Annotated in this window: 14 protein-coding genes; 8 read left to right on the top strand and 6 right to left on the bottom strand. The window is 72.5% G+C overall.

Annotation, left to right across the window (positions count from 1 at the left end; genetic code table 11):
• Nucleotides 1-3,843 (top strand): type I polyketide synthase (locus PKF00_RS40500; RefSeq protein ID WP_271223072.1); only part of this gene is annotated, 3,843 nt, incomplete at its 5' end.
• 66 nt (nt 3,844-3,909) lie between these two features.
• Here PKF00_RS40500 and PKF00_RS40495 read toward each other — a convergent pair.
• Entirely contained in the window at nt 3,910-4,728 is an 819-nt protein-coding gene (locus tag PKF00_RS40495) for an SDR family NAD(P)-dependent oxidoreductase (protein ID WP_271223071.1), read from the bottom strand.
• 225 nt (nt 4,729-4,953) lie between these two features.
• A complete protein-coding gene (locus PKF00_RS40490; RefSeq protein WP_271223070.1) occupies nt 4,954-5,892 on the bottom strand; it encodes a LysR family transcriptional regulator in 939 nt (312 codons plus the stop codon).
• Nucleotides 5,893-6,246: 354 nt separating this feature from the next.
• On the opposite strand from PKF00_RS40490, the gene PKF00_RS40485 reads away from it, so the two are divergent.
• The 3 genes from PKF00_RS40485 to PKF00_RS40475 all read left to right on the top strand — a co-directional run bounded on the left by PKF00_RS40485 (nt 6,247) and on the right by PKF00_RS40475 (nt 8,710).
• A complete protein-coding gene (locus tag PKF00_RS40485; protein ID WP_271223069.1) occupies nt 6,247-6,669 on the top strand; it encodes a hypothetical protein in 423 nt (140 codons plus the stop codon).
• A gap of 378 nt (nt 6,670-7,047) precedes the next feature.
• On the top strand, nt 7,048-7,923 hold the full coding sequence (locus PKF00_RS40480; RefSeq protein WP_309298474.1) for a nitroreductase/quinone reductase family protein: 876 nt from the start codon (nt 7,048-7,050) through the stop codon (nt 7,921-7,923).
• 121 nt (nt 7,924-8,044) lie between these two features.
• Nucleotides 8,045-8,710, top strand: a complete 666-nt coding sequence (locus tag PKF00_RS40475) for a hypothetical protein (protein WP_271223068.1) — start codon at nt 8,045-8,047, stop codon at nt 8,708-8,710.
• A 225-nt stretch (nt 8,711-8,935) separates the two neighbouring features.
• Here the strand turns inward: PKF00_RS40475 and PKF00_RS40470 are convergent, their stop codons facing one another.
• Entirely contained in the window at nt 8,936-10,138 is a 1,203-nt protein-coding gene (locus tag PKF00_RS40470) for a cysteine desulfurase-like protein (RefSeq protein WP_271223067.1), read from the bottom strand.
• 312 nt (nt 10,139-10,450) lie between these two features.
• On the opposite strand from PKF00_RS40470, the gene PKF00_RS40465 reads away from it, so the two are divergent.
• A complete protein-coding gene (locus PKF00_RS40465; protein ID WP_271223066.1) occupies nt 10,451-11,266 on the top strand; it encodes an SAM-dependent methyltransferase in 816 nt (271 codons plus the stop codon).
• A 103-nt stretch (nt 11,267-11,369) separates the two neighbouring features.
• Here the strand turns inward: PKF00_RS40465 and PKF00_RS40460 are convergent, their stop codons facing one another.
• The 3 genes from PKF00_RS40460 to PKF00_RS40450 form a co-directional block, all read right to left on the bottom strand.
• Nucleotides 11,370-13,952: a DUF7824 domain-containing protein gene (locus PKF00_RS40460; RefSeq protein ID WP_271223065.1), complete on the bottom strand. Its 2,583-nt coding sequence runs from the start codon at nt 13,950-13,952 to the stop codon at nt 11,370-11,372.
• Nucleotides 13,953-14,017: 65 nt separating this feature from the next.
• Nucleotides 14,018-14,275 (bottom strand): hypothetical protein, encoded by a 258-nt coding sequence (locus tag PKF00_RS40455; RefSeq protein WP_271223064.1) that lies wholly within the window; start codon nt 14,273-14,275, stop codon nt 14,018-14,020.
• Nucleotides 14,276-14,508: 233 nt separating this feature from the next.
• Nucleotides 14,509-16,212, bottom strand: a complete 1,704-nt coding sequence (locus PKF00_RS40450; protein WP_271223063.1) for an AMP-binding protein — start codon at nt 16,210-16,212, stop codon at nt 14,509-14,511.
• Between the two features lie 588 nt (nt 16,213-16,800).
• On the opposite strand from PKF00_RS40450, the gene PKF00_RS40445 reads away from it, so the two are divergent.
• The 3 genes from PKF00_RS40445 to PKF00_RS40435 all read left to right on the top strand — a co-directional run bounded on the left by PKF00_RS40445 (nt 16,801) and on the right by PKF00_RS40435 (nt 22,386).
• Complete coding sequence (locus PKF00_RS40445; protein ID WP_271223062.1) at nt 16,801-17,541, top strand: SDR family NAD(P)-dependent oxidoreductase; 741 nt, start codon at nt 16,801-16,803, stop codon at nt 17,539-17,541.
• A gap of 198 nt (nt 17,542-17,739) precedes the next feature.
• On the top strand, nt 17,740-18,255 hold the full coding sequence (locus tag PKF00_RS40440) for a MarR family winged helix-turn-helix transcriptional regulator (RefSeq protein ID WP_271223061.1): 516 nt from the start codon (nt 17,740-17,742) through the stop codon (nt 18,253-18,255).
• A 387-nt stretch (nt 18,256-18,642) separates the two neighbouring features.
• Entirely contained in the window at nt 18,643-22,386 is a 3,744-nt protein-coding gene (locus PKF00_RS40435; protein WP_271223060.1) for a nitrate reductase subunit alpha, read from the top strand.
• The last annotated feature ends 32 nt before the right edge of the window (nt 22,387-22,418 follow it).

Here is a 22,418-nt window from a genome sequence, read left to right as displayed (position 1 = left end):
CTGCACACCGCCCACACCACCGCCCCGCACACCACCTTCCTCGAACTCGGCCCCGACGCCGTCCTCACCGCACTGGCGACGGAAACCCTTGGCGCCGACCGTGAAACCCACGCCCTTCCGGTCCTGCGCCGCAACAAGCCCGAGATCGCCACCGCGCTGACCGCCGCCGCCCACCTGCACGTCCACGGCGCCGACGTCGACTGGGCCGCCACCCTCCCCGGCGACCCTGCCACGGTCGCCCTGCCCACCTACGCCTTCCAGCGTGAACGGCTGTGGGCGCAGCCGCCGGCGGGCGCGGTGGGTGACCTGTCAGGCCTGGGACTCGGCGTGACGGACCATCCGCTGCTGGGTGCGGCGGTCCCGCTCGCGGGCGGCGAGGGCACCGTCCTGACCGGCCGCCTGTCCTTGAGCAGTCATCCCTGGCTGGCCGACCACGCGGTCTTCGACACCGTCGTCGTCCCCGGCACCGCCTTCCTCGAACTCGCCGTCCACGCGGCCGACGCGACCGGCCTCGACACGATCGAGGAACTCCTCCTCCATACTCCGCTGATCCTCACCTCTCGCGACGCCGCCCATCTGCAGGTCATCGTCACCGGCTCCGGGGACCTCCCGGGCACCCGCACCGTCGAGATCTACTCCCGGCCCGAGAACGGCTCCGCCGGCTGGACCCGGCACGCCAGCGCGACCCTGGTCGAAGACGCCGCGAGGGTGACAGACGCCCCGGAGCCGGAAGACGATCTGGCGGTGTGGCCGCCGGCCGACGCCGACCCGATCGAGGTGGAGAACGTCTACCCGGCCCTGAAGGAGGCGGGCCTGCGGTACGGCCCGGCGTTCCAGGGCCTGCGCGCCGCCTGGCAGCGCGGTGAGGAGCTCTTCGCCGAGGTCGTCCTGCCGGAGGAGCACGAGGAGGACGCCGCCGGGTTCGGGGTGCATCCCGCGCTGCTCGACGCGGCGGTGCACCTGCCCACGCTGCGCGGGCTGGCCGACGTGCCCGAGGGACGGAACCCGTTGCCGTACGCCTGGAACGGCGTGCGGCTGCACGCCTCGGGGGCGACGGCGCTTCGGGTCAGGGTGGTGGCCTCGGACTCGGGCTCGCTGGGCCTGCACGCGGCCGACGCCACCGGCGCGCCCGTCGTCTCGATCGACTCGCTCGTGGCGCGGCTCGTCTCGGCCGACCAGTTGCGGAAGGCGAGGCCGGTCGGGGAGAACGGGCTGTTCCACGTGGAGTGGTCCCCGCTCGCCCCCGGGACGGCCCGGCGCGAGGCGTGGGCGGTGCTGGGAGAGCGGTCGCTGTACGACGGGCTTCGCGAGGCCGGGGTGACCGCCTCGCTGTTCGCCGACCTCGGCGCCCTCGCCGACGCCGTCGACGCCGGGGAGCCCGTCCCCGCCCTCGTCGTGCTCCCGGTCGCCGGCGGCGACACCCCCGTGACCGGCGCCCACCAGAACGCCGAGCACGTGCTGACCGTCCTGCGGCGCTGGCTCGGCGACGACCGCTGGCGCGACGTCCGCCTGCTGGTGTTGACCCGCGACGCCGTCACCACGGGTGACGAGCACTCCGACCTGACCACCGCCCCCGTCTGGGGCCTGACCCGCTCGGCCCAGACGGAGAACCCCGGCCGCGTCCTGCTGGCCGATCTGGACGACGCCCCGGGGACGCTGGAGAACCTGCCCTCCGCCGTCGCCTCGGCCCTGGCCGCCGACGAACCGCAGTTCGCCCTGCGCGGGGGATCCGCGCTCGTCCCCCGCCTGGCTCCCCTTCCCGCCCCCGGCATCCGGGCGGACGAGGAGACGAACGTCCAAGCGGGTACAGAGGCGGGCACGACGTCGGACGGCGGGACCGGCTCCCAGGCCGGGGGACGTGGGTGGGACCCCGACGGCACCGTTCTGATCACCGGTGAACCCGGCGGCCTGGGCGCGATCCTGGCCCGTCACCTCGTCACCGCCCACGGCGTCCGCAACCTCCTCCTCGCCGACACACGCGGCGCCGAGACACCGGACGCCGACGACCTGCGCGCCGAACTCGCCGACCTCGGCGCCACCGTCACCGTCGCCGCGGTCGACGGCGCCGATCCCGCCGCGCTGACCGCGCTGCTGGAGGCCGTTCCCGCCGACCGTCCGCTCACCGCCGTCGTCCACACGGCGGGCGTCACCGACGACGCCCCTCTGACGTCCCTCACCGCCGAACGCCTCCACCCCGTCCTGGCTCAGAGAGCCGACAGCGCGTGGCTGCTGCACCACCTCACCCGCGACCACTCCCCCGCTCCCGCCGTCGTCCTGTTCTCCTCCGTCTCCGGCCTTCTCGGCGGAGCCGCCCAGGCCGCACACGCCGCGGCGAACACCTACCTCGACGCCCTCGCCACCCAGCACCCCAGGACCGTCTCCCTCGCCTGGGGCCCCTGGGAGCAGGCGGGCGGCGTCACCACCCGCCCTGCCTCGGCCGACCCGGCGCGCGTCGCGCGCGCCGGCCTGCGCCCGCTGCCGACGGAGCAGGCGCTGGCCCTGTTCGACGCCGCCGTCTTCGGGCGGACACCGGGTTCGGTCGTGGTGCCCGCCCTTCTTGCGGCCGGTGTGGACACGGCGCCCACGCCGCTGCTGCGGGGTCTGGTCAGGGCCTCCCGGCCTACGGCCCGTGCCGGCGCGGGCGGCGGGGCCGCCTCGCTGGCCGGCCGGCTGGCCGGGCTCGACCCTGAGAGACGCGCGGAGGTTCTGCTGGAGCTGGTGCGCGGCGAGGTCGGAACGGTGCTCGACCATCCGGCCCCCGGCGCCATCGCCGGTGAGCGTGCGCTCATCGAGCTGGGCCTGGACTCGCTGACCTCCGTCGAACTGCGCAACCGCCTCAGCACCGCCACCGGACTGCGGCTGCCCGCCACCCTCACCTTCGACCATCCGACCCCCCAGGCCATCGCCGACCTCCTGAACCGGGAGATCGGGGACACTGCGCGGAAGGCGGGCGTGCGGCCTGGCCGTACCGGCGCGAAGCAGGCCGCAGGCGGACTGGCCGCGATCTACCGGCGGATGCACGACGCGGGCAAGGACGCCGAGGCGGCGGAGCTGCTGCTGGCGGCCTCGCACGTGCGCGGCCGGTTCGACGCGTCCGCGCGCCACCGGCACGCGCCGGCTCCGATCAAGCTGGCTACCGGGTCAGGCCGGGTGTCCCTGGTGTGCTTTCCCGCGCTCAGCGCGATCTCCGGGCCGCACGAGTACTCCCGGTTCGGGCAGACCTTCCGGGACGAGCGGAACGTGTACGTGCTGCCCTCTCCCGGGTTCACCGACGGGGAGGACGAGGCGCTGCCCGACTCGCTGGAGACGTTCATCCAGATGAACGTGGACGGCCTGCGCGCCTGCGTCGGCGAGGACGAGCCGTTCGTGATCGTCGGCCGCTCGATGGGCGGCTGCGTCGCGCACGCGGTCGCCGTCGCGCTCGAGGACCAGGGCCTGGCGCCCGCCGGGCTCGCGCTGATCGACAGCTATCCGATCGACGCCGCAGACCAGGAGGGCCTGGCGGAATGGTGGCTGGGCAGCATGATCGACGGGGTGCTGGAGCGGATCGACCGCTTCGACATGACGCTGCACGACAGCAGCCTGACCAGGATGGGCGCGTACAACCGGCTCTTCGTCGGGTGGCAGCCGAAGCCGGTCGAGACGCCGACCCTGCTGCTGCGCGCGGCCGAGCCGCTGCGCGGCACCGTCATCGACCCGGAGGGCCGTCTGGACTGGCGGGCCTACTGGCCAGTCGCGCACAAGGCCGTCGACATCCCCGGTGACCACTTCACCATCCTGGAGGAGCACTCGGACACCACCGCCCAGACCATCCGGTCATGGATCGACGGACTGAGGGTGTGACCCGGCCGCTCGGCGGCCGAGCCGCCCGTCGGGCGGGCGCCCGGTTCGCGTGCCCGCCCACGGGTGTCACCGAAAGGCGCCGGGCAGGGGAAGGGTCCCCAGGCTGGCGTCGAGGCCGCCGTCCACGACCAACGTCGTGCCGGTGATGTAGGAGGCGGCGGGCGAGGCCAGGAACCAGATGGCCTCCGCCTGTTCGCGGGGCTCCGCGAATCGCTGCAGCGGGATGCGCCGCTCGATCTCCGCCGTGAGGACCGGGTCCTGCCGTACCCCGGCGTTGATCCGGGTCCAGGTGAGGCCGGGGGCCAGGGCGTTCACCCGGATTCCCTGCGTGGCGTAGTCGATGGCGGCGGCCCGCACGAGGTTGATCAGGGCCCCCTTGGACGCGTTGTACGCCCAGGTGCCGGGATCGGCGCGCAGGCCGGCGACCGAGGCGGTCACCACGATGGCCCCGCCGCCTCCGGCGCGCAGCAGGGGAGCCGCGGCCTGGATTCCCAGGATCGGGCCGCGCAGGTTGACGGCGAGGATCCGGTCGGCGGCCTCGATCGCGCCAGGCGCCTCGAAGGGACGGGTGCCGCCGATCCCGGCGTTGAGCACGACGGCGTCGAGCCCGCCGAACTCCTCGACGGCCAGCGCGACCGCGGTGTGGTTGGTCTCCTCCGTCGACACGTCACCGGCCAGGGGCACGACGCGGTCGAGCCGGGCGACCTCCTTGAGGGTGCGCTCGTCGTGGTCGACGGCGACGACGCCGGCTCCCCGTTCGACGAACAGTTCGACGGCGGCTCTGCCGATTCCCGAGGCCGCGCCCGTCACGACGACGACACGCGGCGCTCCGGTCTCGCCGGGGTGCGGGTCGCGCCTGCCGGATTCGGGGGTGGTCGAGGTCATGTCGGGCCCTTCAGGTCCGTGGCGGAGGCGCGGGCGGGGACCGGAGAGCGGAGAGCGGAAACGCGCTCGCCCGGGGGCCGAGTGGTCGTTCTCCGGCCCCGCCCCCATTCGGAACCGCAATGCGATCACACCGTTCTCGCCGGTTTCAGTCAGTGGGGACCGCGCGTTCAGGAGCACTTCTCCGAATGCCGGAGAAGTGATTTGTTCTGTTAATCGATGTCGATTTCAATGGCCGATCGGTTGGCGGGCCAGATACTGCTCCCGGCGGCGCTCCTCGCCGTTCGGGAGGTCCGCGCGATACGCGCGGGAGTGCGGCACCGCGGAGAAGAAATCGCGCAGGACGTCACCCGCGTACGTCTCGATGGCGGGGTTCAGGCCCTGCCGGCTGAGCAGGCGCAGCCCCAGGGTGCCCTGCGGGGGCAGCTGGTGAAGCTCGTCCAGCCCCTGCGGGACGCCGCACGCGGTCGGCAGCAGGGCGATCCCGAGCCTCGCCCTGGTCGCGGTGAGGACGCCGTCCAGGTGGGTCGCCTCCGTGGTGATCCGTACGATCCAGCCGAGCCTCTCCAAGGCGCGCACAGCCTGCTGGCGCAGCCCGCACGGCTCCTGGAAGGTGACCAGCGGCAGCGGCGCGCCCGGGGCGGGCGGGCTCCAGCCCGGCGCGGCCAGCCAGCGCAGGGGCAGGGAGCCGACCTCCATCCCTCCCACGTTGGCCACCGCGCCGAGGATCAGCGCCATGTCCAGCGTCCCGCGCAGCGTCGCCTCCGCCAGGACCGTGCTGCGGTCCAGCCGGAAGACCACGTCGTGCCCCGGCAGAGCGGCCATCAGCACGGTGAGCAGATCGGGCAGCACCGGGGAGGCCGCGTGCTCGATGGCTCCGACCGTCAGTGTGGGGGGCCGTTCGGCCCCGAGCCTGCACATCGCCTCGTCGTGCGCGGCGAGAAGCCGTCGCGCCTCGGCGAGCAGCGCCTCACCCGCCACGGTGAACCTGGTCAGCCGGCCGACTCTTTCGACCAGCGGTTGCCCGACGACGCGCTCCAGGGAGCGCACGTGCTGGCTCACCGTGGGCTGGCTCGTCCGCAGCGCGGACGCCGCCCGGCCGAAACCACCGCACTCCGCGATGGCAACGAAAGTACGTAGTTGCCCAAGATCGAGCAATGCTCCCATGTCCACATGATAACCGAAAACCCACTTTATCTACCTAGAATGTTGGTTGTTAGGTGCGCGAGGTCTCCCAAAGGCGGGACAAATGACCCAAAAACCCCCTCGAACAGGGAAAACGCACCCGATGGGAGCAGCGAACACCCGCACCCCGCCACACTCCCAACGGGATTCACGGCCCCCACCCCTCGGATGAATTCCCATGAGCCCGGCTCACACCTCGCGCCCCACGCCGCACCCCGCACGGTCGGCCGAATCCTCCGCCCGGCCGGCCCCGCCCCCTGAGGACGCGACCTTGAAGGCGGGAAATCCGTCAGCTAGGCTGACAATCACCTGGACTGATGGATTGGAGCCCTCCTCATGCCCTCGACCTCCCGTGGCGAGACCGCGGTCCGCGCCGCCTTCACGGTGACGGGCCTGATCACCACGCTCCCCGTCCTCGCCCTGGTGAGCGCCTCCATGCTGAGCGTGAACTACGGGATAACCGACCCCGACCCCATGGTCCTGGCGCTGTTGCAGCACCGCGGGGTGCTCCAGCTCCTGCTCGGCGCCGCCCTCGTCTGGGCCGCCTTCTTCCCGCCCGTACGACTCGTCGCCGCCCCGGCCGCCATCCTCGCCAAGTCCGTCTTCCTCGGGCTCATCCTCCCCAACGCTGCGGCCAGGCCCGACCTGTCGCCGCTGAGCGTCGTGTTCGACCTGAGCTGCATCGCCGCGCTCGGCGCCGTCACCGTGCGCGAGCTGCTCGCACGGCGTGCCAGGCCCGTCCCCCGGACGGCCGGCTGACCTCGGGGACGCGCGGCACGCATTGACAGCGCCCGGAGCGAAGGTCTGTAATGACCTGCGTGTCGTGCGACGCCGCCTGTGAGAGGGCGGCGGGCGGGCGGCACCCTTAGCCTCAGGGGATGATGTCGTGACTTCACAGTTCACAGGCAAGGCCTGATCTGATCGCGACCGCGCGTCGTCCCCGCGCCCGGCAGTCCTGAGGCTCCCGCCAGGTTCCCCACAGGCGTTCCCCCCGTCGAACCCCACAGCCGTGACCGGCCCGCGGTTCGCCGTGGCGTGTGACCGCCGGGACCTCCTCCATGGCTTCCCGCTGCCCCGGGTCGGCGTGCGGTGATCTCGCGACGCTCGCATCACAGTCGTTCACCCACCGCCGCGCCCGTGTGCGCGTTCCATCTGGAGAGCAAGCAGAGCATGCCCAACGACTTCAACCAGCAGATCATCAAGGAGTTCCGCGCCAACCGCGGCCTGGTCGGCGGCCCCTTCGAAGGAGGCCGGTTGCTCCTTCTGACGACCACCGGAGCCAGAAGCGGCGCACGGCACACGACCCCGCTCGGCTACCTGCCGGACGGAGCGCGCAAGCTGGTCATCGCCTCGGCCGGGGGCTCGCCCGCCAACCCCGCCTGGTACCACAACCTCCTCGCCGACCCCCGCGTCACCGTGGAGGACGGGATCTTCACCTACCAGGCCGAGGCCGTCGTCCTGAGAGGCGAGGAACGGGATCTCGCCTTCGCCCGCGCGGTGGAGACCGACCAGGGGTGGGCCGACTACCAGGCCAGGGCGAACCGGGTCATCCCCGTGGTCGCCCTGCACCCCGTCGAAGGCGCGCCGGGCGGCGGACCTGCCGACGGCCGGGTCGGTGAGCACCTCAGAGCGATCCACGACGCCTTCCGCAGGGAGCTGTCCCTGATCCGCGGGGAGGTCGCCGCGTCGGGCCCCGGCCTGGGGACGCAGCTGCGCGTCAACTGCCTGACCCTGTGCCAGGGGCTCCACAACCATCACGGCGGCGAGGACGGCCAGTTGTTCCCCCTCCTCGAGGCGGACCACCCCCACCTCGCCCCCGCCCTCGCACGGCTGCGCCGGGAACACCAGACGATCAAGCGGCTCCTCGACGAGCTCCAGGAACTGCTCTCGGACGACGGGACGGATCCCGCGACGCTGCTCGCCGAGGTCGAACGGCTCACGACCGAGCTCGAAGCCCACCTCGACTACGAGGAGGAGCAGCTCGTCCCGATCCTGAACACGCTGACCCGGTAGGCCTCCCGGTCGCGGAATCCCCTCTCCGGAAGGCTTCCGCGACCGGGTGAACCGCTTGGCCCGTCCCGACGTCCTTGTGCGGGGAGGCCACAACGGGCTCCCCGCACATGAAGGAGTGACGATGCGTGGACTGAAGGCCGCCGCCGTGCTGGCCGCCGTGAGTGCGCTGGTGTTTCCCGCACAGGCGCAGGCGGAGACCGGCTCGGCGGCCGGGCCCGCCGGCGTGGCCGGGCAACGGCAGCCGCACACGGCGGCGAAGCCGTCCACCGTGGCGGTCAAGCTGTTCAGGGCCTGGCAGCGGGACGACCGCGTCGCGGCGTCCGCCGTCGCGACGCCCGCCGCGGTGAACACGCTGTTCGCCTACCCCTACCGGGCGCCGGACCGGTTCGGCGGCTGCACCGGCAACGCGTGCCGGTTCGTCCACACCAGCGTCCGGGTGCCGGGCGGCCTCAACGGGGTCCTGATGATCGTCTCGGGCGCGAAGGTGACCAAGGTCTACGAGTCGCGCCACGTCACGGTCGCGGACAAGGCCGCGAAGTACCTCTTCGACGCGTGGAAGGCGGGCGACAGGAACCGCGGCCTGGAGATCGCCTCCGCGAAGGCGGTGGGCACGCTGTTCCGGTCCAGGTACGGCGGCGTCGGCTACATCTTCCAGGGGTGTGAGACCGAACGCGGCGGCAAGCGGTGCGCCTACTCCTACGAGGGCGGCGCCATGTTCATGCACGCGCGCAGGCACTCGGCGGGCGGGGGCCACTGGATCGAGTCGATCAGCTACATCGCGGACTGACCCGGACGCCAGGAGCCCGGTGGTGAGCGCGTGCGCCCACCACCGGGCTCCACCGTCGTCCACGGCGGCGGAACGCGCGACCACGCGTCAGCCGCACGCCGCGAACCACCGTGTTCGGCGATCCGCCACGGCGTCGGCACGGCGTCGGCACGGCGTCGGCACGGCGTCGGCACGGCCCGCGGTGACGCGGCCCGACCGGCGCCGAGAACACGACAGAAGCCGCGCTCAGCCGGCCAGCTCGCGCACGCCTCGCAGGAGCCGGTCCACGTCGGACTCGTCGGTGTACGGCGCGATCCCGGCGCGGATCGCGCCGGTGTCGCCGAGCCCCAGCCTGCGGGAGCACTCCAGCGCGTAGAAATGGCTCGCGGGCGCGTTGACCCCGCGCTCGGCCAGGAGCCGGTAGGCCTCGGCGGGCGTGACGCGGTCGAGGGAGAACAGCGTGGTCGGGGTGCGCCTGCGCCCCGCCGCGCCGTACAGGGTCACCCCGGCGATCTCGGCCAGCCCGGCGTCAAGCCGTCGGAGCAGGGCCTGCTCGTGCCGTTCGAGCGCGGCCATCGAGACGGTCAGGCGCTCACGCCTGCCCCCCTCTCCCGGCACCAGACCGGCCAGGAAGTCGACCGCCGCGGTCGTGCCCGCGAGAAGTTCGTACGGCAGCGTGCCGAGTTCGAACCGTTCGGGCACCGCGTCGCTCGAGGGCAGCAGCTTGTCGGGACGGACGGTCTCCAGGAGGGCCGGGTCGGCGGCGAGCACGCCCAGGTGCGGCCCGAGGAACTTGTACGGCGAGCAGGCGTAGAAGTCGGCGCCCAGCCGTCCGAGGTCGACCAGGCTGTGCGGCGTCAGGTGCACCCCGTCGACGTAGACGAGCGCCCCCGCCGCGTGCGCGCGCTCGGCGATCGCCGGGATGTCGGGGCGGGTGCCCAGCAGGTTCGAGGCGGCCGTGACGGCCACCAGCCTGGTGCGGCCGGTGAGCAGGCCGGCGACCGCGGCGACGTCCAGCTCCCCGCTCTTGTCGTCGAAGTCGGCCCTGCGCACCGTGACCCCGCGCGCCTCCGCGGCGTGCACCCAGGGCCTGATGTTCGCGTCGTGGTCCAGTGTGGTCACCACGACCTCGTCGCCGGGCCCCCACTGTTTGGCGAGCGCGCGGGCCATGTCGTAGGTCAGCTGTGTCATGCTCCGGCCGAACACGATGCCGCTCGGGACGGCCGCGAGCAGGTCGGCCATCGCCTGGCGCGCCTCTGCGACGATCCCGTCGGCACGGCGCTCGGCGGCGGTGGTGACGCCCCGGTTGGAGACGGCCGCGCGGAGGGTCCCGGCCACGGCGTCGGCCACCACGTCGGGGACCTGCGAGCCGCCCGGCCCGTCGAAGTGCGCCGCGCCCTCCTCCAGCGCGGGAAAGCGCGCCCGCACAGCCGCAACGTCGTATGTCACAAAGCCTCCAGGATCGCTCCTCGGGCACCGGCCGCCGGCCGGCCCGTGCCGTACGGTCACCTCACCCGCGGCGGGCTCCCGCCGCCCGATCGAAGCCTATCCAGCCGTCCCCTCGTCCAACCGTCGCACTCTCCCCCACCGGAGACGACTCCCCCGCCGCCGTCCGCCCCGCCGGACGCCGGGGAGGCCGCGGGAGAAGGCGACGCCCCTCGCCCCGATCGACAGGAGAGCAGGTTTGCCGACACCACGACGGACGTGATCAACTACGGTCATCCCCTCTGGCGCGAATACCGCACGAACGGAACACGCCCCATGAAAACCTCTCGTGAACCCGGCCGGCAGCCCGTGGACATCGGCGCGGACCGGCCGCACTCGGCCCGAATCTGGAACTACTGGCTGGGCGGCAAGGACAACTATCCGGCGGACCGGGACGCCGGCGACATGGTCGAGGGGCTCATCCCCGGCATCGTCGACTCCGCCCGCGCCGACCGGGCGTTCCTGGGCCGCTGCGTCAACCACCTGGTGGTCGACGCGGGCATCCGCCAGTTCCTCGACATCGGCACCGGCCTGCCGACCGTCGACAACACCCACGAGGTCGCGCAGCGGCTCGCGCCCGAGTCCAGGATCGTCTACGTCGACAACGACCCGCTGGTCCTGGCGCACGCCCGAGCCCTGCTCGTCAGCGCCCCCGAGGGCGCGACCAACTACATCGACGCCGACCTGCGCGACCCCGCGCACATCCTGCGCGTCGCCGCCGAGACGCTCGACCTCACCAGGCCCGTCGCGCTGATGCTGCTGGGAATCCTGCACCACATCGTCGACGACGACGAGGTCGCCCAGATCGTGCGGGACCTGGTCGCCGCGGTGCCGTCCGGCAGCTACCTGGTGGTCGCGCACGCCACCGCCGAGGTCCACGGCGACGCCATGCACGAGGCGATGCGGCGCTTCATGGAACGGGGCGGCACCCCGATCGTGGCCCGTGACCGCGAGGGCGTCGCCAGGTTCTTCGACGGTCTGGACCTGCTGGAGCCCGGTGTGGTCTCCTGCTCCAGATGGCGTCCCGAACCCGGCCCGTGGGGTGAGCCCCCCGAGGTCTCCCAGTTCTGCGGCGTCGCGCGCAAGCCGTAGACCCGCACGGGCCGCGTTCGTCGTTCCACCTCGGGGGCGGCCCGTCAGAGGCCGGGCCTGGCCCTCCCCTCACGCCTCAGGCCGGTGACCCCGGTCCACGGGTTCACGTCGCCGCCTCCGCCGAGGCGACCAGCCGCCGCAGACGCCGGGCCTCCTGGACCACGCGGCTGGAACCTCCTCGTGCCGCCACCGCCGCCAGCTCCGGGATGTCCGCACGCGCCCCGGCGAGTTCGGCCGCCCTGGCTCCGGCCGCGAGCAGGTCCGCCAGGCCCGCGCGCGGCCTGTCTCCCTGTGCGGGCAGGAGCCCGGGCAGCGTCCCGGCGATCACCGCCCACACGGCGGCGTGCGCGCCGGCTCGCGCCGCGTCGTCGAGGACCGCGGTCACCCGGTTGAGCTTGACGATGTCCTCACGCACCAGCTCCGTGACCGCCCTGCCCAGGTCGGCGGCGGGCACCTGGCCGCGCGCGGCCAGGGTGAGCAGGGCCTCGGTGGCGGAGGCCCGCTCCGCGGGGTCGCGGTGCCCCATGCCGCACGCCAGCGCGTAGGCCGTGGCCGCGCCCACCGGCCCGTCCCCCTGCGCCAGCCGGGCCAGCGCCGCGACCTGGCCGTCGGAGTCCTCGATGAGGACCGGCAGCGTCTCGAGGAGGTGCGCCGCGACGACGTCGCGGTGGGACGGCATGACGAGCGGCCACCAGTCCAGCTGGAACGACAGGCCGGAGTCCCGTTCCAGGTCCTGCGCGCAGAGCTCCCGGACCAGCTCCGGCAGGTCAGGCGTCGCCGGACGCACCGTGGCCCGCGGCCCGCGAGCCCACGCGCCGTACCACCTGCTTCGCTGCCTTTCGATCCCACAGGTCACGACGGGGTCGGGCAGTCCGCCGCCGTTCAGCCACGCCGCGAGCGTCCGCCCGGCGTCCGAGGTCAGGCTCGCCGCCCGGGCCGCCGCCGCGGGATCGACGGAACGGGGCAGCCGCAGCAGCGCCTGCTGGAAGTCGGCGGGCGGCACCCGCGCCCCGGCCGCCTCCACCTGCTGGAGACGCTCCAGCAGCACCTCGGGGTCGAGGTGCCCGGTGCCCGAAGTGGGGGTCGCGAGCAGGACGGGAAGGACGTCACCGGCTTCGAGGCGTTCGATGACCTCATGTGCCCGCCGCTGGACCACGCGGTCGAACGGGGCCTGCTCCCCGTGCCGGTTTCGGCGGCGCGCGCTCGCGAACAGTTCGGACAGGGCCCTGCTGTCCTCGGGGGAGGCGAAGGCGAGAGCGGCACGACGCAGCAGATCGTCCATCCGTTCGTCACTGACGTAGTCGTGGTATCCGAAGGAGCCGGGGCTGAAGGGGTGCCACCACGGCCGGAGCTCCGCACGGAGGGCGTCCGGTTCCCGGTGCGCCCACTCGACCAGCCCCGCCAGGATCCGCTCGAACTGCTCCGGCCGGACACGCCAGTCGACGGCCACGAGCTCGTGGGCCAGCTCCCCGGGTGAGGCGACCGGCGGCGGCGCGGCGGGAGCGACGCCCACGACGAGGACCGGCGGCGCGGGAGGGCTCACCGCGACGACCTCGCCGTACGCGGTGGAGACCTGCTCACGCAGCTCGACGGGCAGTCCCGCCGCCGCGTCGCGAATCGCCGCACGCCCGGATTCGCCCGCCTGCCCGGCCAGCTTGACCGCGAGCCGTACGGCGCGCTCCTGTGCTGCCAGCGTCTCCTGGCCGAAGACGACGGACAGGGCGCGCAGCCCGGTGTCGGTGTGGCCGGGCGTCCGCCGTACGACGTCGCCGATCCAGGCGACCGCCGCGCGCAGGAGCTTCTTCTCCGGCCTGAAGGCCAGCGCCTCGGCCGCCTCCTCGAAGAGGTCTCCCTCCAGCCGGCCCGCCGCCTCCACTTCCCGGAGCTGCGTCAACGCCATCTCGGCCACCGGGAGCGGCGCGACGGGCAGCAGCCGGACGTAGTCCTTGGCACGTTCGGCGGACTCGTCCAGATCGAGGCGGAGCCGATCGTGCAGCCAGGCCAGGGCGGGCAGGGCGGACGGCCCGTCGCCCAGGAGCCTGCCGACGACCCCGTCGACGACCGCCGCCCGGTCGAGCGCGCCTCTGTCGACCAGGCACGCGATCGCCTCGATCTGCGAGGACAGGAGGACCTCGCCCAGACTGTCGGTCTGGAAGATCCGCGGGGCGAGGCGTGGAAGGAGCGGATCGTCGGCGACGCGGTCCACCGCGTGCTCCTGCACCGTCCTCAACCAGCCGACCATGAACGCGTCGCCGTCCGGGGGCTCGACGCCGAGCTCGCGGACGAGGGTCGCGACGATCGGCCAGTGCCGAAGGTCCGACGGTCTCAACCGTCCGGCCATCCTGCGGGCCGTCTCCGCCTGCCACGTCTCGGGACGGGTGCGCAGAATCCGGAGAAGGAGCTCGGTCTCTCGGCGGTCGACCCTCCGCCAGCGGAACTCCCGCCTGAACAGCCAGCTCGTCACGGCCGCGCTGCCGCTGAGACAGGCGGCTCCGGCCATCAGCAGGGGGGAGAGCTCGTTCGACCACTCCCAGCTGTTCGTCCTGCGGCTGCGCTCCGCCACGTAGCGGGGCAGTTCGGCCGCGAGCGCCTTGCGGTCGTCGGCGTCGAGTGCGGTGACAAGGGCGAGGGTGCCGTCGACGTCACCGGCCCGGACCCGCTCGCCCACGGCCTTCCAGACGTTCACGCGGACACTTCTCCGTGACGACGGCGTGTCTTCGGGGGCGGTGCGACGGTCTTCCGCGAGGGAGCTCACACCGCCACCCCGATCCGGTCGCGGACCAGCCCGGCCAGCCGGCTGTCGTGGTATCGGGCCTTGGCGACGTCGGCCACACCGAGCAACCCTGCGGCGGCGGGCGCCGCCCGGGTCAGCAGACCGCTGAAGAACGTGGGGTGGGCCGCCAGCCCCTGGCGGGTCATGCCGCCGGAGGTGGCCAGGCCCAGGAGGCCGGAGTCCAGGTCAAGCCCGGAGGAGCGCGCATAGGAATACGTCAGTACCGCTTCAGACATGGCCGGGACAGTACAGATCGTCTCCGACAGTCTCGCGGACCGGCGCCGGCGCGTTCCGGGCAGCGGGGATCAGCGCCGCGCGGCGGCTCCGTTCACCGCACAGGTCGTCCGCCGTGCGGCCTCCGGACCGGCCGCGCCAGACGGCCGCGCGGACGGGCGGACGGGCGGACGGGCGGACGGGCGGACGGGCGGACGGGCGGACGGGCGGACGGGCGGACGGGCGGACGGGCGGGTCAGGAGCGCAGTTCGGGGAACTGGTCGTCGCGCCATTCGGAGAGGGCGGCTCCCTCCGCGGCGGCCCGCTCCTCACGGCCTCGCAGTTCGACGCGGCGGATCTTGCCGGACACCGTCTTCGGCAGCCCGGAGAACTCCAGGCGGCGCACCCGCTGGTACGGCGCGAGCCTGTCGCGGGCGTGCCGCAGGATCGCCAGGGCGGTCTCCCTGTCCGGCTCCCACCCGGCCGCCAGCGTGACGTACGCCTTCGGCACGGCGAGGCGGACCTCGTCGGGCGCGGGCACCACGGCGGCCTCGGCCACGGCGGGATGCTCGATGAGCACGCTCTCCAGCTCGAAGGGAGAGATCTTGTAGTCGGAGGCCTTGAACACGTCGTCGGTGCGGCCGACGTAGAAGATGTAGCCGTCGGCGTCCCGGACGGCCACGTCGCCGGTGTGGTAGTAGCCACCGGCCATGGCCTCGGCGTTGCGCGTCTCGTCGCCCTGGTAGCCGGTCATCAGCGAGACCGGCCGGGCGCTCAGGTCGACGCAGATCTCCCCCTCCTCGGCCCGCTCACCGGTGACGGGGTCGACCAGCACGACAGGAACCCCGGGCATGGGCAGGCCCATCGAACCCGGCTTGACCGGCATCCCCGGCACGTTGCCGACCGACAACGTGATCTCGGTCTGGCCGAAGCCGTCGCGGATCGTCAGCCCCCACTGGTCGCGGACCTGTTCGATCACCTCCGGGTTGAGCGGCTCTCCGGCGGAGACCACCTCCCGCAACCGCCCCGGACCGCCCGACAAATCCGCCTTTATCAGCATCCGCCAGACCGTGGGCGGCGCGCAGAACGTCGTCACCCCCGCCTCGCGGATCCGCTCGAGCAGGGCGCCCGCGTCGAACCTGCCGTAGTTGTAGACGAAGATCGTCGCCTCGGCGATCCAGGGGGCGAAGAAGCAGCTCCAGGCGTGCTTGGCCCACCCCGGGGAGCTGATGTTCAGGTGCACGTCCCCCGGCCGCACCCCGATCCAGTAGGCCGTCGACAGGTGACCGACCGGGTAGGAGACCTGGGTGTGCTCGACCAGCTTGGGCCTGCTCGTGGTGCCGGAGGTGAAGTACAGCAGCAGCGGGTCGCCGGGCGCGGTGCCCGGATGCGCCGGCGGGGGCGCGTCGACGCCGTACGCCTCCCGGTAGGAAACCCAGCCCGCGGGGGCGTCGTCCACGCAGATCCGGACGTACCTCCCCGGGACGTCGTCGAACTTGGCGGTGTCGGCGGCGTTGGCGATCACATACCGGACGCCGCCCCTGTCGACGCGGTCCAGCAGGTCCGCGGGTCCCAGCGCGGTGGTCGCCGGCAGGATCACCGCGCCCAGCTTCATCACCGCCAGCATCGACTCCCACAGCTCGACCTGGTTGTCGAGCATGAGCATCACCCGATCGCCCCGGGAGACGCCGCAGGCCGCCAGCAGTGCCGCAACCTGGTCCGATCGCCGGGCCATCTCGTCGAAGGTGTGACGGGTCTGCGAACCGTCCTCCTCGACGACCCACAACGCCGTCCGGTCGTTGCCGCGCGCGATGGCGTCGAACCAGTCGACGGCCCAGTTGAAGGGACCGTCGAACCTCGGCCAGGCGAACCGCCTGACCGCCTCCGCGTAGTCCCCGCCCAGCCCGAGCAGCAGGTCACGCGCCCTGAGATAGATCTCCGTGTTACCGCCGGTCTCCATCGCACGACTCCTCTCAACGGCACCACACGCCACGGCGGCGCCCCGGGCTCCCGGGTCCCTAGAACGTCTCCAGAACAGGAATACCTCCCCCCTGCCGTCCGGAACCGGATTTCCGCCGGTCGGGCGCGGCTCGGCGACGTCCGTCGCCCTCTGCCGCCCGCGCTCCGCCCCCCCAGGAGCGTCACCGCTCATCGGAGAGCCGTCACGTGACCGCCTGGAACGAGGTCCGCGACCTCGTCGACGACGGGGACGCCCAGAGGTCCCGAGCCCGGGTCGACGGTTTCCCGAAGACCGGGAGAAATGCGTTTACATTCGGTTAACAAAGCGCCGACAATGCCACTGTCCACCCCCGGCGACCGGCCCTAAAGGCCTGCTCGTTCCATGCTCCCGAGTAATTCGATTCGGCGTGAAAACATCCGGATTACCGTCATGTGACATGGGTCACACGGCCTTTTTTCTCCGCCCAAATCTCGATTAGGATCTTAATTAAGTCGCCGACTCCGTCGATTGTTCATGCGAGCTCGGTGCGCCACAACGGCGTTACGCCGCGAAAACTCACTGCCCGGCATCACGTCGAAAGGGCCTGGAATGCCTGAACTGACCGGCAAAGTAGCCTTGGTAACCGGTGGAGGCCGGGGAATCGGCGCCGAGATCGCCCGCCGTCTGGCCTCCCACGGGGCGGACGTCGCGGTGACCTACGTCCAGGACGACAAGCGCGCGAACGGCGTCGTCGAGGAGATCGGCTCCCTGGGGCGGCGCGGCCTGGCCATCCGGGCGGACGCCGCCGACCACGAGGCGGCGGTGGCGGCCGTGGAACGGACGGCCGCCGAATTCGGCAGGCTCGACATCCTCGTCAACAACGCCGGCATTTGGGCCGGTGGGCCCTTCCAGGAAGTGTCCCTGGAAGACTTCGACCGCGTCATCGCGGTGAACGTGCGGGCGGTGTTCGCCACCACCCAGGCCGCGACCCGGCATCTGGGCGAAGGCGGACGGATCATCAATGTGGGCAGCTGTCAGGGCGAACGGGTCTCCATGGTGGGCCAGAGCCTGTACTCGCTGAGCAAGGCCGCGCTGACGGGATTCACCAAGGCGGTGGCCTTCGAGCTCGGCCCCCGGGGCATCACGGTCAATCTGGTCGCGCCGGGCCCCGTCACCACCGAGATGATCCCCGAGGACCCCGAGCTCATCGAGCACCTTCGGGGGATCACCGCCGTCGGCCGTTTCGGAACCACCGCGGAGATCGCCGCGGTGGTCGCCTACCTGGCAGGTCCCGAGTCCGGATTCACCACGGGCACCACGTTCACCGTCGACGGCGGCGCCAACATCTGACGGCAGGCGGCGTACGAACGGGCCCGGTCCCGGGTCTCGGGCGGAACGCCCTCACCGGGGACGAGAGGAGAGATCTCCCAGGCACCGATTCCGGGGACCGCTGCCCGGCTGTCGTGCGAACGGCCCCTGCCTCAGTACGTTCTAGGCAGGGCGCCGCCACCGGGGCGGCGGGCCGTGCACCGGGAGGGCGCAGCGCGTATGACCACCGAAGCGATCCACGACGGCGGCGACGAGTTCCTCGGGACCGGTCGCGGGGAGGCCGGTCGCGGCGGGGAGAGCGACTCGGCCTGGCTGGTCGAGGAGGCGTCGCTGGTGCTGGTCGAGGTGACGCTCAACGCCGTGGCGGAGATGGGCGATCTGTCGCTGACCCAGCTCCGGGTGCTGCTGGCGGTCGACCGGCACGGCCCGCTGAACCTCAGCACGCTCGCCGCCCACCTCACCATGTCGCTCTCGGCCGCGGGCCGGATGGTCGACCGGCTCGACGGCGCCGGTCTGCTGACCCGGTTCCCCGCCGCGCACAGCCGCCGGGAGATCCGCATCGAGACCACCGTGCGGGGCAGGGAGGTGCTGGGGCGCCTGCGCTCGGCCCGCCGCAGGCGCATCGGCGCGGCGCTGGAGCGCCTGACGCCCGAGACGCGGCAGACGCTGGCACGGACCCTCCAGGAGTTCACCGCCGCCGCGCAGAGCGAGGAGGAGAACGGCCTCCTCCCCTGATCCCCTGTTTTCCTCACCATACGGGCGTATCAAGCACAGCCGTAAAGCGCTGTTCGCGACCGGCCGGATTGTCGCCGTCCCCTTGCCTCGCATTCCGCCTTGACGTGGGCAAAACCGTGCGATTCTCCCGGCGACGCGCCCCTTTTCCGCGTTCCGGCAGCTCATCTCGCATGTTTCGGGTGCAGAAGAATCAGCGGGTCCGGCCAACAGATCCCTCCTGTTAACCATCGCATGATAGAAACACTTTCCTTGACGAAAGTGTTGTCCCGCTGCTGACTCCGGATGTTTCCGTACGGCGAGAGCACCGCCGACAGCGGGCGGCTTCGAACAGCGAAACATTCAGGAGCAGCGCGGACGTGATGACGCACGTCCGCCGAGGAGGTCGTCATGGTTCCTCGGACACCGCGTGACAGGACGGACCGGGCGGCGGCCGCCGCCGCGGAGATGCTTCTCCAGGCGGGCAGGCTGCTGCACCGCTCGGAGACCACCCCCGACCTGCGGGCGGTCTTCCGCGGCGACCAGGCCGTCAACGACGCCCCCTACCGGGAGCGCTGGGCGCACGACAAGGTGGTGCGCTCGACCCACGGGGTGAACTGCACCGGATCGTGCTCCTGGAAGGTGTACGTCAAGGACGGGCTGATCACCTGGGAGACCCAGCAGACCGACTACCCCTCGGTCGGTCCCGACCGTCCGGAGTACGAGCCGAGGGGGTGCCCGCGCGGGGCCGCCTTCTCCTGGTACACCTACTCGCCGACCAGGGTGCGCTACCCGCACGCCCGCAGCGTGCTCGTGAGGATGTACCGGGAGGCGAAGGAGCGGCTGGGCGACCCGGTCGCGGCGTGGGCGGAGATCACCGCCGATCCGGACAGGCGGCGGCGCTACCAGTCCGCGCGCGGCCAGGGCGGGCTGGTGCGGATCGAATGGGACGAGGCGCTGGAGATCGCCGCCGCCGCGCACGTTCACACGATCATGAAGTACGGCCCCGACCGGGTGGCCGGGTTCTCCCCGATCCCCGCCATGTCGATGGCCTCACACGCGGTCGGCGCGCGGTTCATGTCGCTGATCGGCGCGCCGATGCTGTCGTTCTACGACTGGTACGCCGACCTGCCCGTCGCCTCGCCCCAGGTCTTCGGGGACCAGACCGACGTGCCGGAGTCCGCGGACTGGTGGGACGCGGCGTATCTGATGCTGTGGGGGTCCAACGTCCCGGTCACCCGCACCCCGGACGCGCACTGGATGGCCGAGGCCCGCTACCGGGGACAGAAGGTGGTCGTGGTCTCCCCCGACTACTCGGACGCGACGAAGTTCGCCGACGAGTGGCTGCACCCGCATCCCGGCACGGACGGCGCGGTCGCCATGGCGATGGGCCACGTGATCCTGACCGAGTTCTTCGTCCGGCGCGACGTACCGTACTTCACCGACTACGTCAGGCGCTTCACCGACCTGCCCTTCCTGGTCGCCCTGGACGAGCACGAGACAGGCGAGGGGCACGTTCCGGGAAAGTTCGTCACGGCCGCCGATCTGGAGCCGGGGCCGGGGCGGGACGAGGCGGCGCGGTGGCGGCCCGTGCTGGTGGACGCGGTCACCGGCGAGCCGGTCGCGCCGAACGGGACCCTGGGCGAACGCTGGAACGACGAGGGCGCGGGCCGCTGGAACCTGGACCTGGGCGGGATCGAACCACTGCTCAGCCTTCACCGGGAGGCGGACACGGAGACCCTGGAGGTCCTGCTGCCCCGCTTCGACGGCGACGAGGACGCGGGCGGCGAAGCGGGCGTGGTGCGCCGCGGGGTGCCGGTGCGCCGGATCGGCGGGCGTCCGGTGACCACCGTGTTCGACCTGCTCCTCGCCCAGTACGGCGTGCACCGGCCGGGCCTGCCGGGACGGTGGCCGAGCGGCTACGACGACGCGTCCGCCCCGTGCACCCCGGCCTGGCAGGAGCGGATCACCTCGGTGCCCGCCGACCGCGTGGCGCGGATCGCCAGGGAGTTCGCCACGACCGCGGAGAAGACCCGGGGCCGGGCGATGATCGTGATGGGCGCGGGGACCAACCACTGGTTCCACTCGGACACGATCTACCGCTCGTTCCTGTCCCTGCTGCTGCTGACCGGCTGCCAGGGCGTCAACGGCGGAGGGTGGGCCCACTACGTCGGCCAGGAGAAGGTGCGGCCGCTGGCCGGATGGCAGCAGCTGTCCACGGCGGCGGACTGGGTGCGGCCCTCGCGGCAGATGGCGGGCACGCCGTACTGGTACGTCCACACCGACCAGTGGCGTTACGAGCGTTTCTCCGCGGACGCGCTGTCCAGCGCGACCGGACGACGTCTGTTCGCCGGAAGGCACACTGTCGACCTCGTCGCGCAGTCGGCCCGGCTGGGCTGGATGCCGTCGTATCCGACCTTCTCGGTCAACCCCCTGGAGCTCGGGGCCAGGGCGCGGGCCTGCGGGAAGGATCCGGCGCTGTGGGCCGCCGAGGAGGTCGCGGCGGGCAGGGTCGGCTTCGCGTGCGAGGACCCGGACGCGCCGGAGAACTGGCCGAGGGTGCTGACGGTCTGGCGGGCCAACCTCATCGGCTCCTCCGCCAAGGGCAACGAGTACTTCCTGCGCCACCTGCTCGGCGCGCCCGACAACGCGGGGGCGCGGGAGGCGCCCCCGCAGGACTGGCCGCGCGAGGTGGCCTGGCGGGAGCAGGCTCCGCGCGGCAAGCTCGACCTGCTGCTGGCGCTGGACTTCCGGATGACCTCGACCACGCTGTTCGCCGACCTGGTGCTGCCCGCCGCGACGTGGTACGAGAAACACGACCTGTCCAGCACCGACATGCACCCGTACGTGCACGCCTTCTCCCCGGCGATCAGCCCTCCCTGGCAGGCCCGCACCGACTTCGAGATCTTCCACGGCCTGGCGCGCAGGTTCGGCGAGCTGGCGGCGGGAAGGCTGGACACCGCCTGGGACCTGGTCGCCACGGCGTTGCAGCACGACACCCCCGGCGAGACGGCCCAGCCGGGCGGCGGCGTCCCCGACTGGCGCACCGGCGGGCACCCCGCGGAGCCCGGCCGCAACCTGCCGGTCCTCTCCCTGGTCGAACGCGACTACACCGCCGTCGCCGCGAAGCTGGCCGCGCTCGGGCCGCTGCCCGAGCGGGCGGGCATGACGGTCAAGGGCGTCACCGTCAACGCCGCCCCCGAAGCGCGCTGGCTGACCGCGCGCTGCGGGCGGGCGGCCGGCGGGCCCGCGTCCGGCAGGCCGCTGCTGGACACCGACGTCAAGTTGTGCGAGGCGATCCTGGCCCTGTCCGGCACCACGAACGGGCGGATCGCCGCCGAGGGGTTCGGCAGGCTCGCCGAGCGCTGCGGGCCCGGGTCCGGCCTGGCCGAGCTGGGCGCCTCCGTCGCCGAGCGCAGGGTGGTGTTCTCCGACACCCAGGACCGGCCGGTGCAGGTCGGCGCGAGCTTCGAGTGGTCGGGCAAGGAGGCCCCCGACCGCCGCTACGCGCCGTTCACCGTCAACACCGAGCACGCCAAGCCGTGGCACACCCTCACCGGACGCCAGCACTTCTTCCTCGACCACGACTGGATGGCCGAGCTGGGCGAGCAGCTGCCGGTCTACCGCCCTCCCCTGGACATGGCCGCCCTCGGCGAGGGAGGGCTCGGCGCGCACGGCGAGGACCGCACCCGGGAAAGGGCGGTGACCGTGCGCTACCTCACCCCGCACTCCAAGTGGTCCATCCACTCGGAGTACCAGGAGAACCTGCTGATGCAGACGCTGGCCCGGGGCGGGCCCGTCATCTGGATCAGCGTCCAGGACGCCGAGGCCGCCGGGATCGCGGACAACGACTGGATCGAGGCGGTCAACGCCAACGGCGTCGTCGTCGCGCGCGCCGTGGTCTCGCACCGGATGCCGCAGGGCACGGTGTTCATGTACCACGTGCAGGAACGCCTGGTGAACGTGCCCAGGTCGCAGGCCACGGGACGCAGGGGCGGCGTGCACAACGCCCTCACCAAGCTGCTGATCAAACCCACCCACCTCGTCGGCGGGTACGGCCAGCTCTCCTTCGCGCCCAACTACTACGGCCCGACCGGCAACCAGCGCGACGCCGTGACCGTCATCCGCCGCCGCTCCCAGGAGGTGCAGTACTGATGCGCGAGCGAACCTCACGCGGTGAACGAAGT

This window comes from Streptosporangium carneum (genome assembly GCF_027922005.1).
Taxonomy (GTDB): domain Bacteria; phylum Actinomycetota; class Actinomycetes; order Streptosporangiales; family Streptosporangiaceae; genus Streptosporangium; species Streptosporangium carneum.
This window is presented reverse-complemented; position numbering and strand designations above follow the sequence as displayed.